16 protein-coding genes are annotated in these 16,059 nt (G+C 65.8%); 15 read left to right on the forward strand and 1 reads right to left on the reverse strand.

What is annotated here, in order from left to right; translation table 11 throughout:
* Position 1 precedes the first annotated feature (1 nt).
* The 15 genes from ACN0T5_RS08505 (at position 2) to ACN0T5_RS08575 (ending at position 15,215) form a co-directional block, all read left to right on the forward strand.
* Entirely contained in the window at positions 2-1,300 is a 1,299-nt protein-coding gene (locus tag ACN0T5_RS08505; protein WP_417768192.1) for an NAD(P)/FAD-dependent oxidoreductase, read from the forward strand.
* A gap of 33 nt (positions 1,301-1,333) precedes the next feature.
* Entirely contained in the window at positions 1,334-1,843 is a 510-nt protein-coding gene (locus tag ACN0T5_RS08510) for an L-2-amino-thiazoline-4-carboxylic acid hydrolase (RefSeq protein ID WP_417768193.1), read from the forward strand.
* Between the two features lie 120 nt (positions 1,844-1,963).
* Entirely contained in the window at positions 1,964-3,037 is a 1,074-nt protein-coding gene (locus tag ACN0T5_RS08515) for an ABC transporter substrate-binding protein (protein ID WP_417768194.1), read from the forward strand.
* A 173-nt stretch (positions 3,038-3,210) separates the two neighbouring features.
* Positions 3,211-4,125: a branched-chain amino acid ABC transporter permease gene (locus ACN0T5_RS08520; protein ID WP_417768195.1), complete on the forward strand. Its 915-nt coding sequence runs from the start codon at positions 3,211-3,213 to the stop codon at positions 4,123-4,125.
* Complete coding sequence (locus tag ACN0T5_RS08525) at positions 4,118-5,128, forward strand: branched-chain amino acid ABC transporter permease (protein WP_417768196.1); 1,011 nt, start codon at positions 4,118-4,120, stop codon at positions 5,126-5,128. The genes ACN0T5_RS08520 and ACN0T5_RS08525 overlap by 8 nt, the downstream gene beginning before the upstream one ends.
* Positions 5,125-5,880, forward strand: a complete 756-nt coding sequence (locus tag ACN0T5_RS08530; protein ID WP_417768197.1) for an ABC transporter ATP-binding protein — start codon at positions 5,125-5,127, stop codon at positions 5,878-5,880. The genes ACN0T5_RS08525 and ACN0T5_RS08530 overlap by 4 nt, the downstream gene beginning before the upstream one ends.
* Positions 5,877-6,590, forward strand: a complete 714-nt coding sequence (locus ACN0T5_RS08535; protein WP_417768198.1) for an ABC transporter ATP-binding protein — start codon at positions 5,877-5,879, stop codon at positions 6,588-6,590. Before ACN0T5_RS08530 ends, ACN0T5_RS08535 begins: the two co-directional genes overlap by 4 nt.
* Before the next feature lie 71 nt (positions 6,591-6,661).
* Complete coding sequence (locus tag ACN0T5_RS08540) at positions 6,662-7,138, forward strand: L-2-amino-thiazoline-4-carboxylic acid hydrolase (protein ID WP_417768199.1); 477 nt, start codon at positions 6,662-6,664, stop codon at positions 7,136-7,138.
* A gap of 58 nt (positions 7,139-7,196) precedes the next feature.
* A complete protein-coding gene (locus tag ACN0T5_RS08545) occupies positions 7,197-8,123 on the forward strand; it encodes a LysR family transcriptional regulator (protein WP_417768252.1) in 927 nt (308 codons plus the stop codon).
* Positions 8,124-8,283: 160 nt separating this feature from the next.
* A complete protein-coding gene (locus ACN0T5_RS08550) occupies positions 8,284-9,276 on the forward strand; it encodes a tripartite tricarboxylate transporter substrate binding protein (protein ID WP_417768200.1) in 993 nt (330 codons plus the stop codon).
* Between the two features lie 62 nt (positions 9,277-9,338).
* On the forward strand, positions 9,339-9,821 hold the full coding sequence (locus ACN0T5_RS08555) for a tripartite tricarboxylate transporter TctB family protein (RefSeq protein WP_417768201.1): 483 nt from the start codon (positions 9,339-9,341) through the stop codon (positions 9,819-9,821).
* Between the two features lies 1 nt (position 9,822).
* Positions 9,823-11,349: a tripartite tricarboxylate transporter permease gene (locus tag ACN0T5_RS08560; protein ID WP_417768202.1), complete on the forward strand. Its 1,527-nt coding sequence runs from the start codon at positions 9,823-9,825 to the stop codon at positions 11,347-11,349.
* Complete coding sequence (locus tag ACN0T5_RS08565) at positions 11,346-12,176, forward strand: shikimate dehydrogenase family protein (RefSeq protein ID WP_417768203.1); 831 nt, start codon at positions 11,346-11,348, stop codon at positions 12,174-12,176. The genes ACN0T5_RS08560 and ACN0T5_RS08565 overlap by 4 nt, the downstream gene beginning before the upstream one ends.
* Positions 12,177-12,255: 79 nt before the next feature.
* Entirely contained in the window at positions 12,256-13,332 is a 1,077-nt protein-coding gene (locus ACN0T5_RS08570; RefSeq protein WP_417768204.1) for a Gfo/Idh/MocA family protein, read from the forward strand.
* Positions 13,329-15,215 (forward strand): bifunctional sugar phosphate isomerase/epimerase/4-hydroxyphenylpyruvate dioxygenase family protein, encoded by a 1,887-nt coding sequence (locus ACN0T5_RS08575; protein ID WP_417768205.1) that lies wholly within the window; start codon positions 13,329-13,331, stop codon positions 15,213-15,215. Before ACN0T5_RS08570 ends, ACN0T5_RS08575 begins: the two co-directional genes overlap by 4 nt.
* 64 nt (positions 15,216-15,279) lie before the next feature.
* On the opposite strand, the gene ACN0T5_RS08580 is transcribed toward ACN0T5_RS08575, so the two are convergent.
* Positions 15,280-16,056 carry an SDR family oxidoreductase gene (locus ACN0T5_RS08580; protein WP_417768206.1) on the reverse strand — a complete coding sequence of 259 codons (777 nt, stop codon included), beginning with the start codon at positions 16,054-16,056 and terminating at the stop codon, positions 15,280-15,282.
* Between the last annotated feature and the right edge of the window lie 3 nt (positions 16,057-16,059).

Genomic DNA, 16,059 nt, shown 5'->3' on the forward strand with positions numbered 1-16,059 from the left:
GATGTTCTCCAGCCAGCAGATATCGGATTCCCTTTGGGCGGGCGTTTCCCCGCCCCGGGCCGCCGCACCTGCGCTGAAAGGCAGGGCCGACACGGATGTGGCCGTCATCGGAGGCGGGTTCTCGGGGCTTTCGACGGCGCTTCACCTGGCGCGGGCCGGCCATGCGGTCACCCTGCTGGAGGGGAGAAGCATCGGATTTGGCGGTTCGGGGCGCAACAACGGCCAGGTCATCCCGACGATGACGGCGGCCGAGCCGGATGCGATCGAGGAACGGTTCGGAGAGGCGGGTGAGCGGTTCGTCGGGCTGGTGCGCGACAGTGCCTCCTACCTGTTCGACACGGTGCGTATTGAGGGCATCGACTGCGAGGGCGAGCAGACAGGCTGGTTCCAGCCGGCTCACCGGGAAAGCCGGATGAAACTCTCCGAGGCCCGGGTCAATGCCTGGGCGAAACGCGGAGCGCCGGTGCGGCTGCTCGACCGGGGCGAGGCGTCCCGGGTCATCGGCTCGGATCGCTGGCATGGCGGCATGTACAATCCGACCGGCGGGCATATCAATCCGCTGGCGCTTGCTCGCGGCCTTGCGTCCGCCTGCGAGACGAAGGGCGTCGTGATCCATGAGGCAAGCCCGGTCGAGACGGTCGATCGGCGTGGCGGCAAGTGGCACCTGAAGACGCGCGACGGCGAACTCGTTGCCCGTGCCGCGATGCTGGCGACCAATGCCTATACCGGGTTCCTTGCTGGTGGCCTCGCACCGAAGGTGGCGCGATCCCTCGTTCCCGTGCTGTCATGGCAGATGGCGACGACACCGCTGAGCGCGGAACAGCGCGAGGTGGTGGTGCCGGGGCGCGAAGCCGTGTCCGACACTCACGGGGACCTTCATTTCTTCCGGTTCGACAAGCGCAACCGGCTGGTGACGGGCGGTGCGCTGGCGATCGGCTACAATGGACCGGAAAGGCTGAAGGCGATTGTCGGGCGCCGGCTGCAGGAGGCCTTCCCGGTTCTCGGCCGGCCGGAGTTCGACTTCGTCTGGAACGGATATATCGGCATGACCGAGGACCGGTTCCCCTTCGTCAGCCAGCTTGGCCCGGATTTCTGGTGCTGGGCGGGCTGCAACGGGCGCGGGGTGGGGCTCTCGGTCTCGCTCGGCCGGGAACTCGCCGCCGCCATTTCGGGAATGCCGGAGGAGGAGCTGGCGCTGCCCATGTCCGACCCGAGGCCGATCCCGCTGCACAGCCTCATCAAGACCCTCGCTCCCACCGCAATGCTGCCGCTCTACAGGTGGCGGGACGGCCGCGACTAGATCGCCGCAACGACAAGCAAGAAGGAATCCCGGATGACCCAAGACACTTCCAGCGAGCCCGTTGTCACTCTCGACATGCTGAAGGCCGCCTTCGCCATGCGGGCCAAGGCCTATGCGCATATGTTCGATGTCCTGCGCGAGGCGTTTGGCGCCGACCGGGCGGTCGAGCTGATCGGCGAATCCACCCGCCGGCTCGGCAAGGACATGGGCACGAAATTCGCGCATCTGGGTCCGGACGACCTGCCCGGGCTGAAGGAGGCGTTCATCGGCGGCATTCCGTGCTCGGCACAGATGTTCGCGCCGGAGATCAAGAAATGCGACGAGGAGCGGCTCGAAATCCAGTTCCACCGCTGCCCGCTCAAGGACACCTGGGTGGAGCAGGGGCGCAGCGAGGAGGACCTCGAACTGCTGTGCAAGGCAGCCGGCGCCATTGACGGCGGGCTCTTTACAGAAGCAGGCTTTACGTTCAAAGGGGAAACCTGGACGAAAGGAAAGACCGGCTGCTGCCTCCTGAGAGTCGAGCCGGGATCGCATCAAGGGTAAGGAAACCTCGTTCCGAAACGGGGAACAAAAAGAATTCACAATTTCTTCCAGAAAACGGAGAAGGTCACTATGGAAATCTCTCGCAGGAATTCTCTCGGACTGTTTCTTGGAACGGTCGGGTTGCTTGCTCTCCCCATCAGCGCTGCTGCCGAAGGGCCGGTCTATCTGGGTTACCAGCTGCCGCTCACCGGCAATACGGCCCAGTATGGCCAGGACTTCAAGACGGCGGCGGAGATCGCCCTCAAGGATTTCAATGCTTCCGGCAAGATGAAGGTGCCGGTCGAGATCATTTTCGAGGACTCCCGTTCCGACGCCAAGGAAGGCGTCGCGATCGCCCGCAAGTTCGTCGATGACGAGCGCATCGTCGCCGCGCTCGGCGACTTCACCTCCACCGTCTCGATGGCCGCTGCCCAGGTCTACAAGCGCGCCGAGATGGCCCAGCTGAGCCAGACCGCCTCGCACCCGGACTTCGCCAAGATCTCCGAGTGGCAGTTCCGCAACATCACCACGCAGGCCCAGGAAGGCGTCTACAACGCCGACTGGATGAACGAGCAGGGCCTGAAGAAGATCGCGGTGATCGCCGAGCAGACCGACTGGGGCCAGTCGGTGGTCAAGGACTTCGCCGAGAAGGTGGAAGCCAATGGCGGCGAGATCGTCTTCACCGAGTTCTTCAACCGCGGCCTGCCGGATTTCCGCTCGATCATCACCAAGATCGAGCGCGCCAAGCCGGACGCGATCTACACGGGCTTCTTCTATGAGGACGGCGCCCAGTTCCTCAAGCAGATGAAGCAGCTGAGCGTCGAGACCCCGGTCTATTCGACCTCCGCCGCCTACAACCAGAAGCTCGTCGAGCTCGCCGGCCCGGCCGCCGAAGGCCTGTTCCTGACGGTCACCTTCCTGCCCAACAGCGAGAGCGACCACGTCAAGACCTTCGTCGACGAGTGGAAGGCCGCCCGCGAGGGTGCCGAGCCCGGCCAGTTCCCGGCCCAGGCTTACGACGCCGTGAACATCATGCTCGAGGCCGTCGCACGTGCCTATCCGGATGTCTCGCGCCAGAACGTCCGCGACGAGCTGGCCAAGACCAAGGACTTCCCGGGCGTCACCGGCGTCACGTCCTTCGACGAGAACGGCGAGGCCCTGAAGCAGCTCACCAAGGCGACGGTGACTGACGGCCAGTTCGTCCCGCTCAAGTAACGTCGCGCTTTTCCCTCCCCGGGCCTGTCGTCCGGGGAGGGAAGACGCAGCGGGGCTCCGCAGGGCCTGAGCGTAATGGGGAGCTGCCGCCACCATGACCCGGACCCCGGGGGGTGGGGAGCGCTGCCGCTACGCCTGGTTCCAGTGTTCCTAGCTCGCCAGGACAGACACCCGTGATCGATCCCTATTATCTGCAACAGCTGACGATCGGCATATCCCTGGGCATGGTCTATGCCCTGATGGCCATCGGTTTCACGCTGATCTTCGGCGTTCTCAACGTCGTCAACTTCGCCCATGGCGAGGTCTACACGATCGGCGCCTTCGCCGGCATCATGGCGATCGCCGCCTTCGGCCCGCCGTTCCTCGTCATCGTCTTCATCGTGCTGGCTGTCGGTGCGCTGGCGGGCTTCAGCCTGGAAAGGCTGGCGTTCAGACCATTCCGAAGATTCTCGGACGAAGCTTCGCTGAAATCGCGGGCCATGCGCGAGGCGACGCTGATGTCCTCGCTGGCCATGTCGATCATCGCCCGCGAAGCCATGGAGCTGCTGTTCGGCTCCGAGTTCCAGACCGTCGACATCAGCTATCTGATCAACAAGCCGATCTCGCTCGGCCCGGTCACCATCGTCAACGGCGACATCATCATCTTCGTCGTCTCGGTGCTGATGCTGGGCGGGCTGCAGTGGCTGCTGAAATACAGCTCCATCGGCCTGTCGATCCGCGCGGTGTCGAACAATCCCCTGGGCGCGAAATATGTCGGCATCAACACCGACCGCACCATCGTGCTGACCTTCGTCATCGGCTCGATGATGGGCGCGCTCGCCGGCATTCTCGTCGGCCTCTACTACGGCGCGGTGTTCCCCTCGATGGGCTTCATCCCGGGCGTCAAGGCGTTCGTCGCCATGGTCATGGGCGGGCTCAGCTCGATACCCGGGGCCGTGATCGCCGCCCTCGTGCTGGGTGTGGCGGAGAGCATGTCGACCACGTTCATGTCGTCGGTCTGGGCGGATATGGTCGCGTATCTGTTCCTGATCGTCACCCTCGTGTTCTTCCCGCAAGGGCTCTTCGGAGCGAGGAGGGAACGTGTCTAAGGACTTCATTCAGTCGGCGGGCCTGAAGCTCGCCATCCTGGCGGTGCTCTTCGTCGCCCTTCCGTTCCTCCTGGTGTCCCTGGACAAGGGCTACATCTACCAGGTGGTCATGCTGGCGCTGATCTTCTCGCTGCTGGCCGTGTCGCTGCAGCTGGTCACGGGCATTGCCGGCCTGCTGCATCTGGGCCATGCCGCCTTCTACGGCGTCGGCGCCTATATCGCGGCGCTGGCCGGGGCCGACTACGGCATCGGCTTCACCCTCGGCCTGCCGCTCGCGGGCCTCGGCGCGGCGGCCATCGCCTTCGTCGTCGCCCTGCCGACCATGCGTCTCGTCAGCATCTACTTTGCCGTCGCCACGCTCGGCATCGGCCAGATGATCTTCCTCGTGCTGCAGAACTGGGTCGAGGTGACGAAGGGACCGAACGGCGTCAGCCTGTTCTCGGGGATCGACCTGTTCGGCTACACCGTCGACAGCGAGCTGGGCATCTACTTCGTGGTCGCGACCATCGTCTGCATCTCGATCTGGGTGATCCACCGGCTGAGCCATTCCTACTACGGCAATGCCCTGCGCAGCCTGCGCGAGGACGACCAGTGCGCCGATGCGATGGGCATCAACACGGTCCGGCTGAAGATCGAGTCCTTCATGATCTCGTCCTTCTTCGCCGGCATCGCGGGCGCCCTGTGGGCCTACACGACGGGCTACATCTCGCCGGTGGACTTCGACTTCGCTGAATCGATCCTGATCCTGGCCATGGTCGTGGTCGGCGGGCTGGGCAGCATTCCCGGCGCCATCATCGGCGCCCTGCTGCTGATCCTGCTGCCCGAGGCCCTGCGCGGGGTGGGCGACATGCGCAACATCATCGTCGGCTTCGTGCTGTTCTTCTCGATCCTGTTCCTGCCCAAGGGACTGTTCGGCGAAGTTCCGGCGCTCAACTTCATCCGCCGTCAGTTCGGTTCCGCCTGGCAGGACAATCCCGACAAGCAGAAGGTGGGCTGGAAATGACCGCCATGCTCGAGGTGGACAATGTGTCCCGGCGCTTCGGCGGCCTCATGGCTGTCGACAGCGTCACCACCACCGTCGGAGAGCGGGAGCTCGTCGGCCTGATCGGCCCGAACGGCGCCGGCAAGACGACGCTGTTCAACCTGATCTCCGGCTTCACCCCCGTGTCGTCGGGCGAGATCCGCTATCGCGGCGAGAAGATCAGCGGGCTGAAGCCCTCGGTCATCGCCAACCGGGGTATCTCGCGCACGTTCCAGAACCTGCGCGTCTTCCCCAACATGACCGTGTTCGACAATGTCTCGGTCGGCGCGGTCGGAGCCATCGGCCAGAGTCCCTGGCAGGCGATCCGCTCCGGCTCGAACCGGGCGAAGGAGATTTCGGAGCGAAGCTGGGAGGCGCTGGAGAAGGTCCAGCTCACCCGGTATGCGAACGATCTTGCGGCCAACCTTGCCTACGGCAAGCGCAAGTATCTGGAGATCGCCCGCGCGCTGGCCATGAAGCCGGACCTGCTGATTCTTGACGAACCGGCGGCGGGGCTCAACGATTCCGAGACCGCCGAGCTTGCCGCCTTCATCAAGGAGCTGCATGCGGGCGGGCTGACCGTGATGCTTGTCGAGCACGACATGGGGCTCGTGATGAGCATCTGCGAGCGCATCGTCGTGCTCGCCTCGGGCAAGAAGATCGCCGATGCGGAACCGTCGGTCGTCCGGCAGAACCGCGAGGTCCTGGAAGCCTATCTGGGGGTGGACGAGTGAACGTTCTCGAAATCGAAAACCTGTCGCTGCGGATCGGTGTCCAGGACATCCTGCACGAGATCACCTTGAGCCTCGCGGACAAGGGCATTCTCGCCATCCTGGGCGCCAACGGCGTCGGCAAGACCAGCCTGATGCGGTGCATCTCCGGGATCTACCAGCCGACGGGGGGCGAGATCCGCTATGACGGCGAGAACATCGCCGGCCTGAAAAGCCACCAGATCGTGGAAAAGGGCATCCTGCAGGCCCCCGAGGGGCGGCAGATCTTTTCCAACATGAGCGTTCTGGAAAACCTGACCATCGGCGGCGGGCCGCTCGGCACGCAGGAACTCGATCACGTGCTGAAGCTGTTTCCCAAGCTGAAGGAACGGCTGAAGCAGGGGGCAGGCTCCCTTTCGGGCGGCGAACAGCAGATGCTGTGCATCGGGCGGGCATTGATGCGCAAGCCGAAGGTGCTGCTGCTCGACGAGCCTTCGCTCGGCCTTGCGCCGATGCTGGTGCGCTTCATCTTCGACCTCGTCGAGGAGATCCGGGCGGAAGGCTATGCGATCCTGATCGTCGAGCAGAACGCCAAGGCAGCGCTCCGGATCGCCGACCGGGCGGCGGTGATCGAGGGAGGCCGGATCGTCATGGAGGGCGCGGCAAGCGACCTTGCCAATGACAGCCGTGTCGCCGATGCCTATCTGGGAGGGCATGTGAGCGCGCAGTCATAGCTGCGCGTTCCTGCTGCCACGGACAGGGCACCGCGAACACGGGTGCCACACAGACGCGAAAGGACACTGCCATGACGCTTCCGATGATCGAAAAGCGCCGCATCGAGGCCGCGGTCCTCAAGCATGTCTTCGACGTGCTTGTGGAGCGGCACGGGCGCGAGGAAGCGGAGAAGGTGATCGGCGATGCCGTCTCCAACTCCGCCATCGCCCAGGGCAAGGAGTTCCGCGACAAGGAGGACCACGAGCCGGACCTCAAGGACTTCGCCGACCTGCTGCCGCTGTGGAAGATGGACGGGGCGCTGGAGATGGACGTGATCGAGGAAGGGCCGGACAGGCTCGAGTTCAACATCACCCGCTGCCGCTATTCGGAGATGTACAAGGAGATGGGGCTTGGCGATATCGGCCACCTGCTCTCCTGCAACCGGGACGGTGATTTCTGCATCGGCTACAATCCGAAGATGGAGCTGACGCGCACCCAGACGATCATGAAGGGCGCGACCCACTGCGACTTCCGCTACCGGCTGCATCGGGGCGGCGAACAGTCCTGAACGGGCGCGCTGCCGGCCGGCTTTCCAACGGCGGGACAGGGCTGTAGCCTTGACCGCGATGGCCAACGAGAAGTCCCTCACGCTCCGTCAGATCGAGGTCCTGCGCGCCGTCATGGTGGCGGGATCGATCGCCGGCGCCGCCCGCATCCTCAACGTGGCGCAGCCCGGCATCAGCCGGACGATGAAGCATCTGGAAACCTCGCTCGGCATCAAGCTCTTCACCCGCAGCGGCGGGCGATACGTTCCCACGCCGGAATCGCAGCAGGTCTTCCTGCAGCTGCAGGAAGTCCACAAGAAGCTGCTCCACCTGCAGGTCTCGATCGGGCAGATGGAGCGCGGCCACGATGTCGAGATATCGCTGGCCTCGGTGCCGAGCATTGCCAACGTGATGGTGCCCCGCGCGGCGGCCGGGCTGAAGGCACGCTACCCCGACATCCGGATGAATATCGAGATCCTCAAGATCGAGGAGGCCATCGACTTCCTGCTCCTTGGCAAGGGACAGTTCGTGTGCATGAGCCACCGCTTCGACCATCCCTCGATCGTGTTCGAGCACCTAGCGGTCGGGAACCTCGTGTGCGTTGCCCACCGGGATCATCCGCTCGCCCGGCTGGAGCGGGTCACGGCCGCCGACATCGCCGCCTTCCCGCTGATCGGCATCGACCCGGCGGATCCTTACGGGGCGATCCTTGCCGAGATCTTCGCCCGGCAGGGCCTCGATTTCCGCATCGAGATCAGGGCGCGGTTCGGCACGACGGTGCTTGGCCTGGTGCGCCAGAATCTCGGCGTTGCCGTGCTCGACAATTTCACCGTTGCCGAACTGCACGGACCGGACCGCGACATCCGCCTCGTTCCCATCGCCGAGAAAACGCCGTTCAGGACCTATGTCGCCCGCCGGTCCGATCTCGAGATATCGGGCTTTGCCGAGGCTTTCATCGCCTTGCTGCGCGGGGAAATGGACGCGGTCACCCGGCGCGGGTTTTCATAACAGAAGGTTATGGATATCGTAAATATTGGTATTTGCGTTAAGTCATTCGACGTGCAAACCTTTTGCCGTGCACACCTCATCGCGGTGCAGAAGCGGTTCGCCGAATGCCAGGTCTGGGAGGACCTTGCGGAGCGCCAAAGAACAAGTCTGGGAGGACACCATGATCCGTACTTTTGCCGGAGCCGTCGCGGCTCTTGCCCTTTCCGCTGGCGTTGCCACCGCCGAATTCCCGGAGCGCGAGCTTCTGGGCGTCGTGATGTGGGGCGCGGGCGGGGCCACCGACACGGTCGCCCGTGCCATCAACCCGGCCGCCGAGGCCGCGCTCGGCAAGCCGATCGTGGTGCTCAACAAGTCGGGCGGTGCCGGTGCCATCTCGACCGCCTATGTCAACGCGGCGCCGGCTGACGGCTACACGTTCCTTTACGGTGCCGAAAACCCGCAGCTGCATCCGGTGATGGGCGTCGGCAAGCTCGACTATTCGAACTTCTATCCGGTCAACATCCTGGGACGCGGCGTTGCCGTCGTGGTCGTGCCGGAAGGCTCGAAGTACAAGACGTTCGGCGAGCTGATGGACGACATCAAGGCCAATCCGGGCAGCGTCAAGATGGGCTCGACCGGCCCCGGCGGCCTGCCGTCGACGGTCAGCGCCCTGATCTCCAACTCCGCGCCCTTCGACGTCATCGCAATCCCCTTCGACGGTGAGGGCCCCGGCCTGACGGCGATGCTGGGCGGCGAGGTCGACTTCATGCCGTCGGGCCTTTCGGCGGCGGCCGAGCAGATCAAGGCCGGCACGATGCGGGCGCTCGCCGTGGTCAACGACGCCCCGGTCGACACCCTGCCGGGCGTGCCGGCGGTCACCGAGACCATTCCGGGCATGGCAAGCTACCTGCCCTGGGGCCCGTTCTACGGCGTCTTCGTCAAGAAGGACACGCCGGACGACGTCAAGGCGAAGCTGGTTTCCGCCTTCGCGACGGCGGCGGAAAGCTCCGAGTTCCAGACGCTGATGGCCAATCGCGGCAACGTGATGATGAACATCTCCGGCGAGGAGGCCGAGACCTTCCTCGTCAAGTGGCAGCAGGTCACGGCCTGGGCCCTGCAGGACACGGGCGCCGCCAAGGTCAGCCCGGAAAGCCTCGGCATTCCGCGCCCCTGATCCTGATCGCGGCCGGGCTCCCGCGCCCGGCCGCGGCTCCATCCTGCCCGGGAGAAAGACCCATGTCCACGCAAGCTCCGCGGCGGCCGGGGGAACTTGCCTTCGCCGTTCTCATGCTTGTCTTCAGCCTCTGGCTGTTTTGGGAAGCGACGAGGATTTCCGGATTCTCGGGCCTTTCGACACCCGGCATCTTTCCGATGCTGGCAAGCGGCCTGATGGTCGTGTCGGCGCTGGCGATCCTGCGCAAGGCGGCCGGCCGGCGCGCGGCCGACGGGGGCTTGCGCCGTTTCCTCGCCGAGGTCACGCCGCCGCGCCAGGTGGTGATGCTGGCGCTGGTCGGCGCCTATGTCGCGGCGATGCCGTGGCTCGGCTTCCTGCTGTCCTCGGGCCTGTTCCTGTTTCTTGCCATCCAGTTTCTCTGGCGCCGGAACGTCATGCTGACGGCGACGATCGCCGCCGCGTCGCTCGGTGCGATCTACCTGCTCTTCCGTGTGATCTTCCAGGTCGTGCTGCCCAAGGGCATGCTGCTTCCGGGGCTGTTCTGAGATGGCCGAGGTTCTGGGCTACCTGACGATCTCCTGGTTCGATCCCTGGCTGCTGATGCTGACGGCGGCGGGCACGCTGGCCGGCATCTATGTCGGCGCGATCCCCGGCCTGTCGGTCACGATGGCCGCCTCGATCCTGATTTCCTTCACGTTCAAGTGGAACGTCAACGACGCGCTGGCGCTGATCGCGGGCGTCTATATCGGCGGCGTCTATGGCGGCTCGCGCACCGCGATCCTGCTCAACATTCCCGGCGCGCCGAGCGCGATCGCCACGGCCCTCGACGGCTATCCGATGGCGCAACGCGGGGAGGCCGGGGAAGCGGTCGGGCTGACCACCGTCATGTCCGTGTTCGGCGGTTTCGTCGGCATCCTGGCGCTTGCCCTTTTTGCCCCGCTACTTTCGGATTTCGCGCTGAAATTCACCTCGCGCGACTATCTGCTGCTGGCGATGATCGGCATCCTGCTGGTCGGAACGCTGTCGGGCGAGAGCTTCGCCAAGGGCGTCTTTGCCGGGGCGCTCGGCGTGCTCATCGGCATGGTCGGCCTCGACCCGATGACGGCGGAAGGGCGCTTCACCTTCGACACGATCACGCTGATGGGCGGCATTCCCTATGTGGTCGCCATGATCGGTTTCTTCGGTGTCGCGGAGGCCTTCGTCCAGCTGCACAATCTCGACCTGCCGGCGGTGAAGCAGAAGATCGACCGCATCATTCCCCGGCTCTCCGACATCCGCCGCTACTTCAAGCTGGCGCTGCGCGCCTCCGGCATCGGCACGCTGATCGGCGCGCTGCCGGGCACCGGCGGCGACATCGCCGCGCTGCTTGCCTATGACGATGCCAAGCGGGTGACGAAGAACCCGGACGTGCCCTTCGGCGAGGGCGCCAAGGAAGGGCTGATCGCGCCGGAAGCGGCCAACAACGCCGCCGTCGGCGGGGCCTTCGTGCCGATGCTGACGCTGGGCATTCCGGGCGATGCGGTCACCGCCGTGATCATCGGGGCGCTGTTCATCCACGGGCTGAAGCCGGGGCCCTTGCTGCTCGTCGAGACGCCGCACCTGTTCTGGTTCACGGTCGGCAACCTTGCGCTCGCCAACATCTTCCTGCTGATCTTCGGGCTGACCGGCATCCGGATCTTCACGAAGATCGTGGAATGCCCGAAGGCGGTGCTGATCCCGCTGATCGTCATTCTTTCGGCGGTCGGCTCCTACGCCATCCAGAACAATCCGGTCGACATCTACTGGATGCTGCTCTTCGGCGTCTTCGGCTATTTCCTGAAAACCTACGGCTTCCAGGTCGGGCCGGTCATCCTCGGGGTCATTCTCGGCCCGATGATGGATGCCAACTACCGGCGGGCGATGATCGGGGCCCGCAACGACCTTGGCACCTTCGCCTGGGACTTCGTCTCGCATCCGATCTCGCTGGTGCTGCTGATCGCCTTCCTGGCGTTGCTCCTCTCGCAAACGCCTGTCGGGGGATGGGTGCGGGGCGTGATCCGACGCCCGGGGCCGACCGGACGCAGAACGTCATGACCATACAGACGGCGCATCCCAGGATCACCGGCCGGACGGCCTGCCTCCCGATCATCGGGCATCCGGTGAAGCAGGTGCATACGCCGCCGGCGATCAACGGCTGGCTGGCCACGGGCGGCATCGATGCCGCGATGTTCGCGATGGATGTCGCCCCCGGGGCGACCGACGATTTCTTCGCGCTGCTTCGTCAGTGGGGAAACTGTCTCGGCTGCTCGGTCACCGTTCCGCACAAGCAGGCAGCCTTTCTTGCCCTCGATTCGGCAACGCAGCGGGCAACCCGCATAAGGGCGGCCAATATCGTGCGCCGGGATGCGGACGGGAGGCTGAGCGGCGACATGACCGACGGCCTCGCCCTTGTCCACGCCCTCAGGGCGGCGGGCTTCCGGCCGGATGGCGCAAGAGTGCTCGTGGCCGGCGCGGGCGGGGGTGCGGGAATGGCCATTGTCGATGCGCTGTGCGAGGCGGGAGTGCGCGAGATGGCCTTGAGGGAAACGGATCCGGGCCGGTTGCAGGCCGTGACGGATCTCCTGAGGGTCCACCATTCGCATGTGACGCCGCATGTCCACGACACGGGTGGAGACACGGGCGGAGGCTTCGACCTCGCGGTCAACGCAACGGCGCTCGGCATGCGCGCCGGCGATCCGGTTCCCTTCGAGCCGTCGCTGGTGAAGGCGGGCGGCCACGTCGCCGATGTGGTGACCCCCGGAACATGCACGCCGCTTCTGACGGCCGCGCAGGCGGCGGGACTGCGCTGCGTCGACGGAGCGGCGATGGCCGAGGCGCAATTGCCGTTCCAGATGGCGCATCTCGGCCTGCTGCGGGACTAGAGATGCGGAGATTGTCGGCGGGATAGGGAACGGCCAACCGAGGCCGTTTCCGCCATCACTTGACCCGGGACGGGACCTTATGAAGCACAGAGCCCGCATCGCGGTTATCGGAGCCGGGAAAATCGGCCTTGTCCACATGGCGCATGTCATGCGGGAAGGGGAGCTTGCGGGCGTTGCCGATCCCTCGTTCGAGGCCCGTGACGTCGCCGCGAGGCTGGAGGTGCCGTGGTTCTCCTCTCTGGGCGAGATGCTGTCCGAAATGCGCCCCGACGGGGTGGTGGTGGCAACGCCGAACCGGCTGCATGTGCCGCAGGCGCTTGAATGCGTCGCGGCCGGAGTGCCGGTTCTGGTGGAAAAGCCGCTCGCCGACACGCCGGCCGCAGCGGGTGAACTGGTGAGCGCCGCGCGCGAGGCCGGCGTGTCGCTGCTTGTCGGTCATCACCGGCGCCACAACCCGCTGATTGCGGCAGCGCGGGCGCAGATCGAGGCCGGTGCCATCGGCCGGATCGTTGCCGTCAACGCCCTTTGCTGGTTCCGAAAGCCGGACAGCTATTTCCACATCCCCTGGCGCACCCAGCCGGGCGCCGGGCCGATGCTGACCAACCTGATCCACGATATCGACCTGATGCGCCACCTGTGCGGCGACGTTGCCTGCGTGCAGGCGCAGCAGGCCTCGATCGCCCGCGGCCATGCGGTCGAGGACACGGCGGCGGTCATCATGCGCTTTCGCAGCGGCGCGCTGGCGACAATGACCGTCTCCGACGCCGTTGTCGCGCCGTGGAGCTGGGAGCTCACGGCGGGCGAGAACCCCGATTATCCCAGAACGTCCGCTGCCTGCTACACGATCGGGGGAACTGCCGGGTCGCTGTCTCTGCCGGATCTCGGGCTCTGGCATTACGAGGGCGAGGCCGACTGGGGCCAGCCGATCTCGCGCAAGGCCCTGACCCGTCAGGGGGGCGATCCGCTGGCCCTGCAGATGCGTCATTTCTGCGAGGTGGCGCTGGGCGAGGCGGAGCCCCTGGTGCCCGGCGAGGAAGGGCTTGCGACGCTCGATGTTCTCGATGCCATCCGGCAGGCGGCCGAGAGCGGCCGGCAGGTGACCCTTCCTTCCGCCGACGATCCCGATGTCCCGCATAACGAGGCCCGCGCATCATGAAGACGTCCATTGCAACCGTTTCGATCAGCGGCGACTTCCGGGAGAAACTGTCGGCGATCTCGGCCGCCGGCTTCGACGGGCTGGAGATCTTCGAGAATGATTTCCTCGCCTTCGACGGACTCCCGCGCGATGTCGGCGAGATGGTTCGCGAGGCCGGCCTCGAGATCACGCTGTTCCAGCCGTTCCGCGACTTCGAGGGCATGCCCGAGCCGCACCGCACGCGCGCATTCGACCGGGCGGAGCGCAAGTTCGACCTGATGCAGGAACTGGGCACCGACCTGATGCTCGTGTGTTCCAACGTGTCGAGCGTGGCGCTTGGCGGCATCGACCGGGCGGCCGAGGATTTCGCCGAACTGGGCGCGCGGGCGGCGGCCCGGGGCTTGCGCGTCGGCTACGAGGCACTTGCCTGGGGACGGCATGTCAACGATCACCGCGATGCCTGGGAGATCGTGCGAAGGGCCGGCCACGACAGCGTCGGGCTCATTCTCGACAGTTTTCACACGCTCGCGCGCAAGACCGACGTGAACACGATCCGCTCCATTCCGGGCGACCGCATTTTCCTTGTCCAGCTTGCCGATGCTCCGATGATCGACATGGACCTGCTCTACTGGAGCCGGCACTTCCGCAACATGCCGGGCGAGGGGGACCTTGCCGTCACCGACTTCATGCGGGCGGTCGCGGCGACCGGCTATGACGGGGTGCTGTCGCTGGAGATCTTCAACGACCAGTTCCGGGGCGGATCGCCGAAATCCATCGCCGTCGACGGGCACAGGTCACTGGTTTACCTGATGGACCAGGTGCGGCGGCTGGAGCCGGATATCCGCATCGACATGCCTGCGATGCCGGATCGTGTCGATGTGGAGGGCATCGAGTTCGTCGAGTTCGCCGCCGACGAGGCGGAGGCCGAGGTGCTGGCCGGCATGTTCCGGGCGCTCGGGTTCGCGCGCATCGGGCGGCACGTCTCCAAGGAGGTCACGCTCTGGCGCCAGGGCGGCATCAACCTGCTCATCAACACCGAGCGGGAGGGCTTTGCCCATTCCTCCTACCTGGTGCACGGCACGTCCGTTTGCGCCATCGGGCTCAAGGTCGCCGATGCCGCCGCGACGGTGGCGCGCGCCAGGGCGCTGGGCGCCGACACGTTCGACCAGCCGGTCGGTCCGGGCGAGCTCGCCATTCCCGCGATCCGGGGCGTCGGCGGCGGCGTGATGCACTTCATCGACGAACAGCTCGCCGGGTTGTGGGAAACCGACTTCCGCCTTGCCGGGGGCGGCAAGGCCACCGCTGACGCCGGGCTCGTCTCCATCGACCATCTGGCGCAGACGATGAATTACGAGGAGATGCTGACCTGGACGCTGTTCTACACCTCGATCTTCGCCACGCGGAAAACGCCGATGGTCGACGTGGTCGACCCGGCCGGGCTGGTACGCAGCCAGGCCATCGAGACGGCGGACGGGGCCTTGCGGATCACGCTCAACGGGGCGGAGAACCGGCGCACGCTTGCCGGCCGCTTCATCGCCGAAAGCTTCGGCTCGGCAGTCCAGCATGTAGCCTTCGAAAGCCGCGACATCTTTGCGACCGCCGCCGCGCTGAAGGCCTGCGGCTTCACGGCGCTGGAAATCTCGCGCAACTACTATGACGACCTGGAAGCGCGGTTCGGCCTCGACCCGGACTTCGCCGAGCGTCTGCGTGCGCTGAACATCCTTTATGACCGCGACGGGGAGGGGGAGTACTTCCAGCTCTACAGCCCGAACTACGGGGAAGGGTTCTTCTTCGAGGTCGTCGAACGGCGAGGCGGATACAAGGGCTACGGCGCGGCGAATGCGCAATTCCGCATTGCCGCCCAGAAACGTCATCTGCGCTCGGACACGATCCCGCGGCGCTGACCCCTGCCCGTGCCGGATCCGGGCCGGGCAGGGTTTTTCTGGCAACCTCCTCGGGCCAGCCTCCTCAGGCAAGCATCCTGGTGTCGCCGCACACGGAAATCGCCTGCCCCGAGATCGTCCGGCCATGTTCGCTCGCCAGAAAGAGAACCTGTCCGGCGATCTGGCGCGGCGTGACGTATTCGCGAATGGACGTGTAGGAGAAGGCCTCCGCCTCGACCTCGGAGAAGGACTGTCCGCGCCGCTGGGCCTTGGCTTCCAGGACGCGCCGTTGCCGGTCGCCGGCGACCAGACCCGGCAGCACGGCATTGACGCGCACGCCGTCCGGGCCGAGCTCGATGGCGAGCGACTTGGTCAGCCCGATCACGCCCCATTTCGCCGCCGCGTAAGGGGTGCGCATGGCAAAGCCGAGCCGGCCGGCAAGCGACGAGAGGTTGATCATCGAGGCGCTGTCGCTCTGCCGCAGCAGGGGGGCGGCGAGACGGGCGAAGTTGAACTGTCCGGTCAGGCAGACCGCGAGGCATCGGTCCCAGTCCTCGGGCGCGACATCGTCGATGCGCGCGGTCGGGCCGGCGATGCCGGCATTGTTGACCAGCACGTCAAGCCCGCCGAGGGCCTGCGTCGCCTCGCCGAAAAACCGCGCGACGCTGTCCCGGTCGGAGACGTCGCAATGGCGCGCGGACAAGGCCGGGTCGCTCGAGGACAGGGCCGCCAGCGCCGCGTCGTCGACGTCGCAGACCCAGACCCTGGCGCCCTCCTCGACAAAGGCGCGGGCGATTTCCAGGCCGATGCCGGCGGCTCCGGCGGTGACGATCACACGCCGGTTCTGAAGTTTGAGGTCCATTCT

The organism is Stappia sp., from assembly GCF_048261845.1.
Classification (GTDB): domain Bacteria; phylum Pseudomonadota; class Alphaproteobacteria; order Rhizobiales; family Stappiaceae; genus Stappia.

Coding starts and splice junctions, on each gene's coding strand:
- ACN0T5_RS08505 (WP_417768192.1), top strand. CDS start 2: ATGTTCTCCAGCCAGCAGATATCGGATTCCCTTTGGGCGGGCGTTTCC.
- ACN0T5_RS08510 (WP_417768193.1), top strand. CDS start 1,334: ATGACCCAAGACACTTCCAGCGAGCCCGTTGTCACTCTCGACATGCTG.
- ACN0T5_RS08530 (WP_417768197.1), top strand. CDS start 5,125: ATGACCGCCATGCTCGAGGTGGACAATGTGTCCCGGCGCTTCGGCGGC.
- ACN0T5_RS08540 (WP_417768199.1), top strand. CDS start 6,662: ATGACGCTTCCGATGATCGAAAAGCGCCGCATCGAGGCCGCGGTCCTC.
- ACN0T5_RS08545 (WP_417768252.1), top strand. CDS start 7,197: ATGGCCAACGAGAAGTCCCTCACGCTCCGTCAGATCGAGGTCCTGCGC.
- ACN0T5_RS08550 (WP_417768200.1), top strand. CDS start 8,284: ATGATCCGTACTTTTGCCGGAGCCGTCGCGGCTCTTGCCCTTTCCGCT.
- ACN0T5_RS08555 (WP_417768201.1), top strand. CDS start 9,339: ATGTCCACGCAAGCTCCGCGGCGGCCGGGGGAACTTGCCTTCGCCGTT.
- ACN0T5_RS08560 (WP_417768202.1), top strand. CDS start 9,823: ATGGCCGAGGTTCTGGGCTACCTGACGATCTCCTGGTTCGATCCCTGG.
- ACN0T5_RS08565 (WP_417768203.1), top strand. CDS start 11,346: ATGACCATACAGACGGCGCATCCCAGGATCACCGGCCGGACGGCCTGC.
- ACN0T5_RS08570 (WP_417768204.1), top strand. CDS start 12,256: ATGAAGCACAGAGCCCGCATCGCGGTTATCGGAGCCGGGAAAATCGGC.
- ACN0T5_RS08575 (WP_417768205.1), top strand. CDS start 13,329: ATGAAGACGTCCATTGCAACCGTTTCGATCAGCGGCGACTTCCGGGAG.
- ACN0T5_RS08580 (WP_417768206.1), bottom strand. CDS start 16,056: ATGGACCTCAAACTTCAGAACCGGCGTGTGATCGTCACCGCCGGAGCC.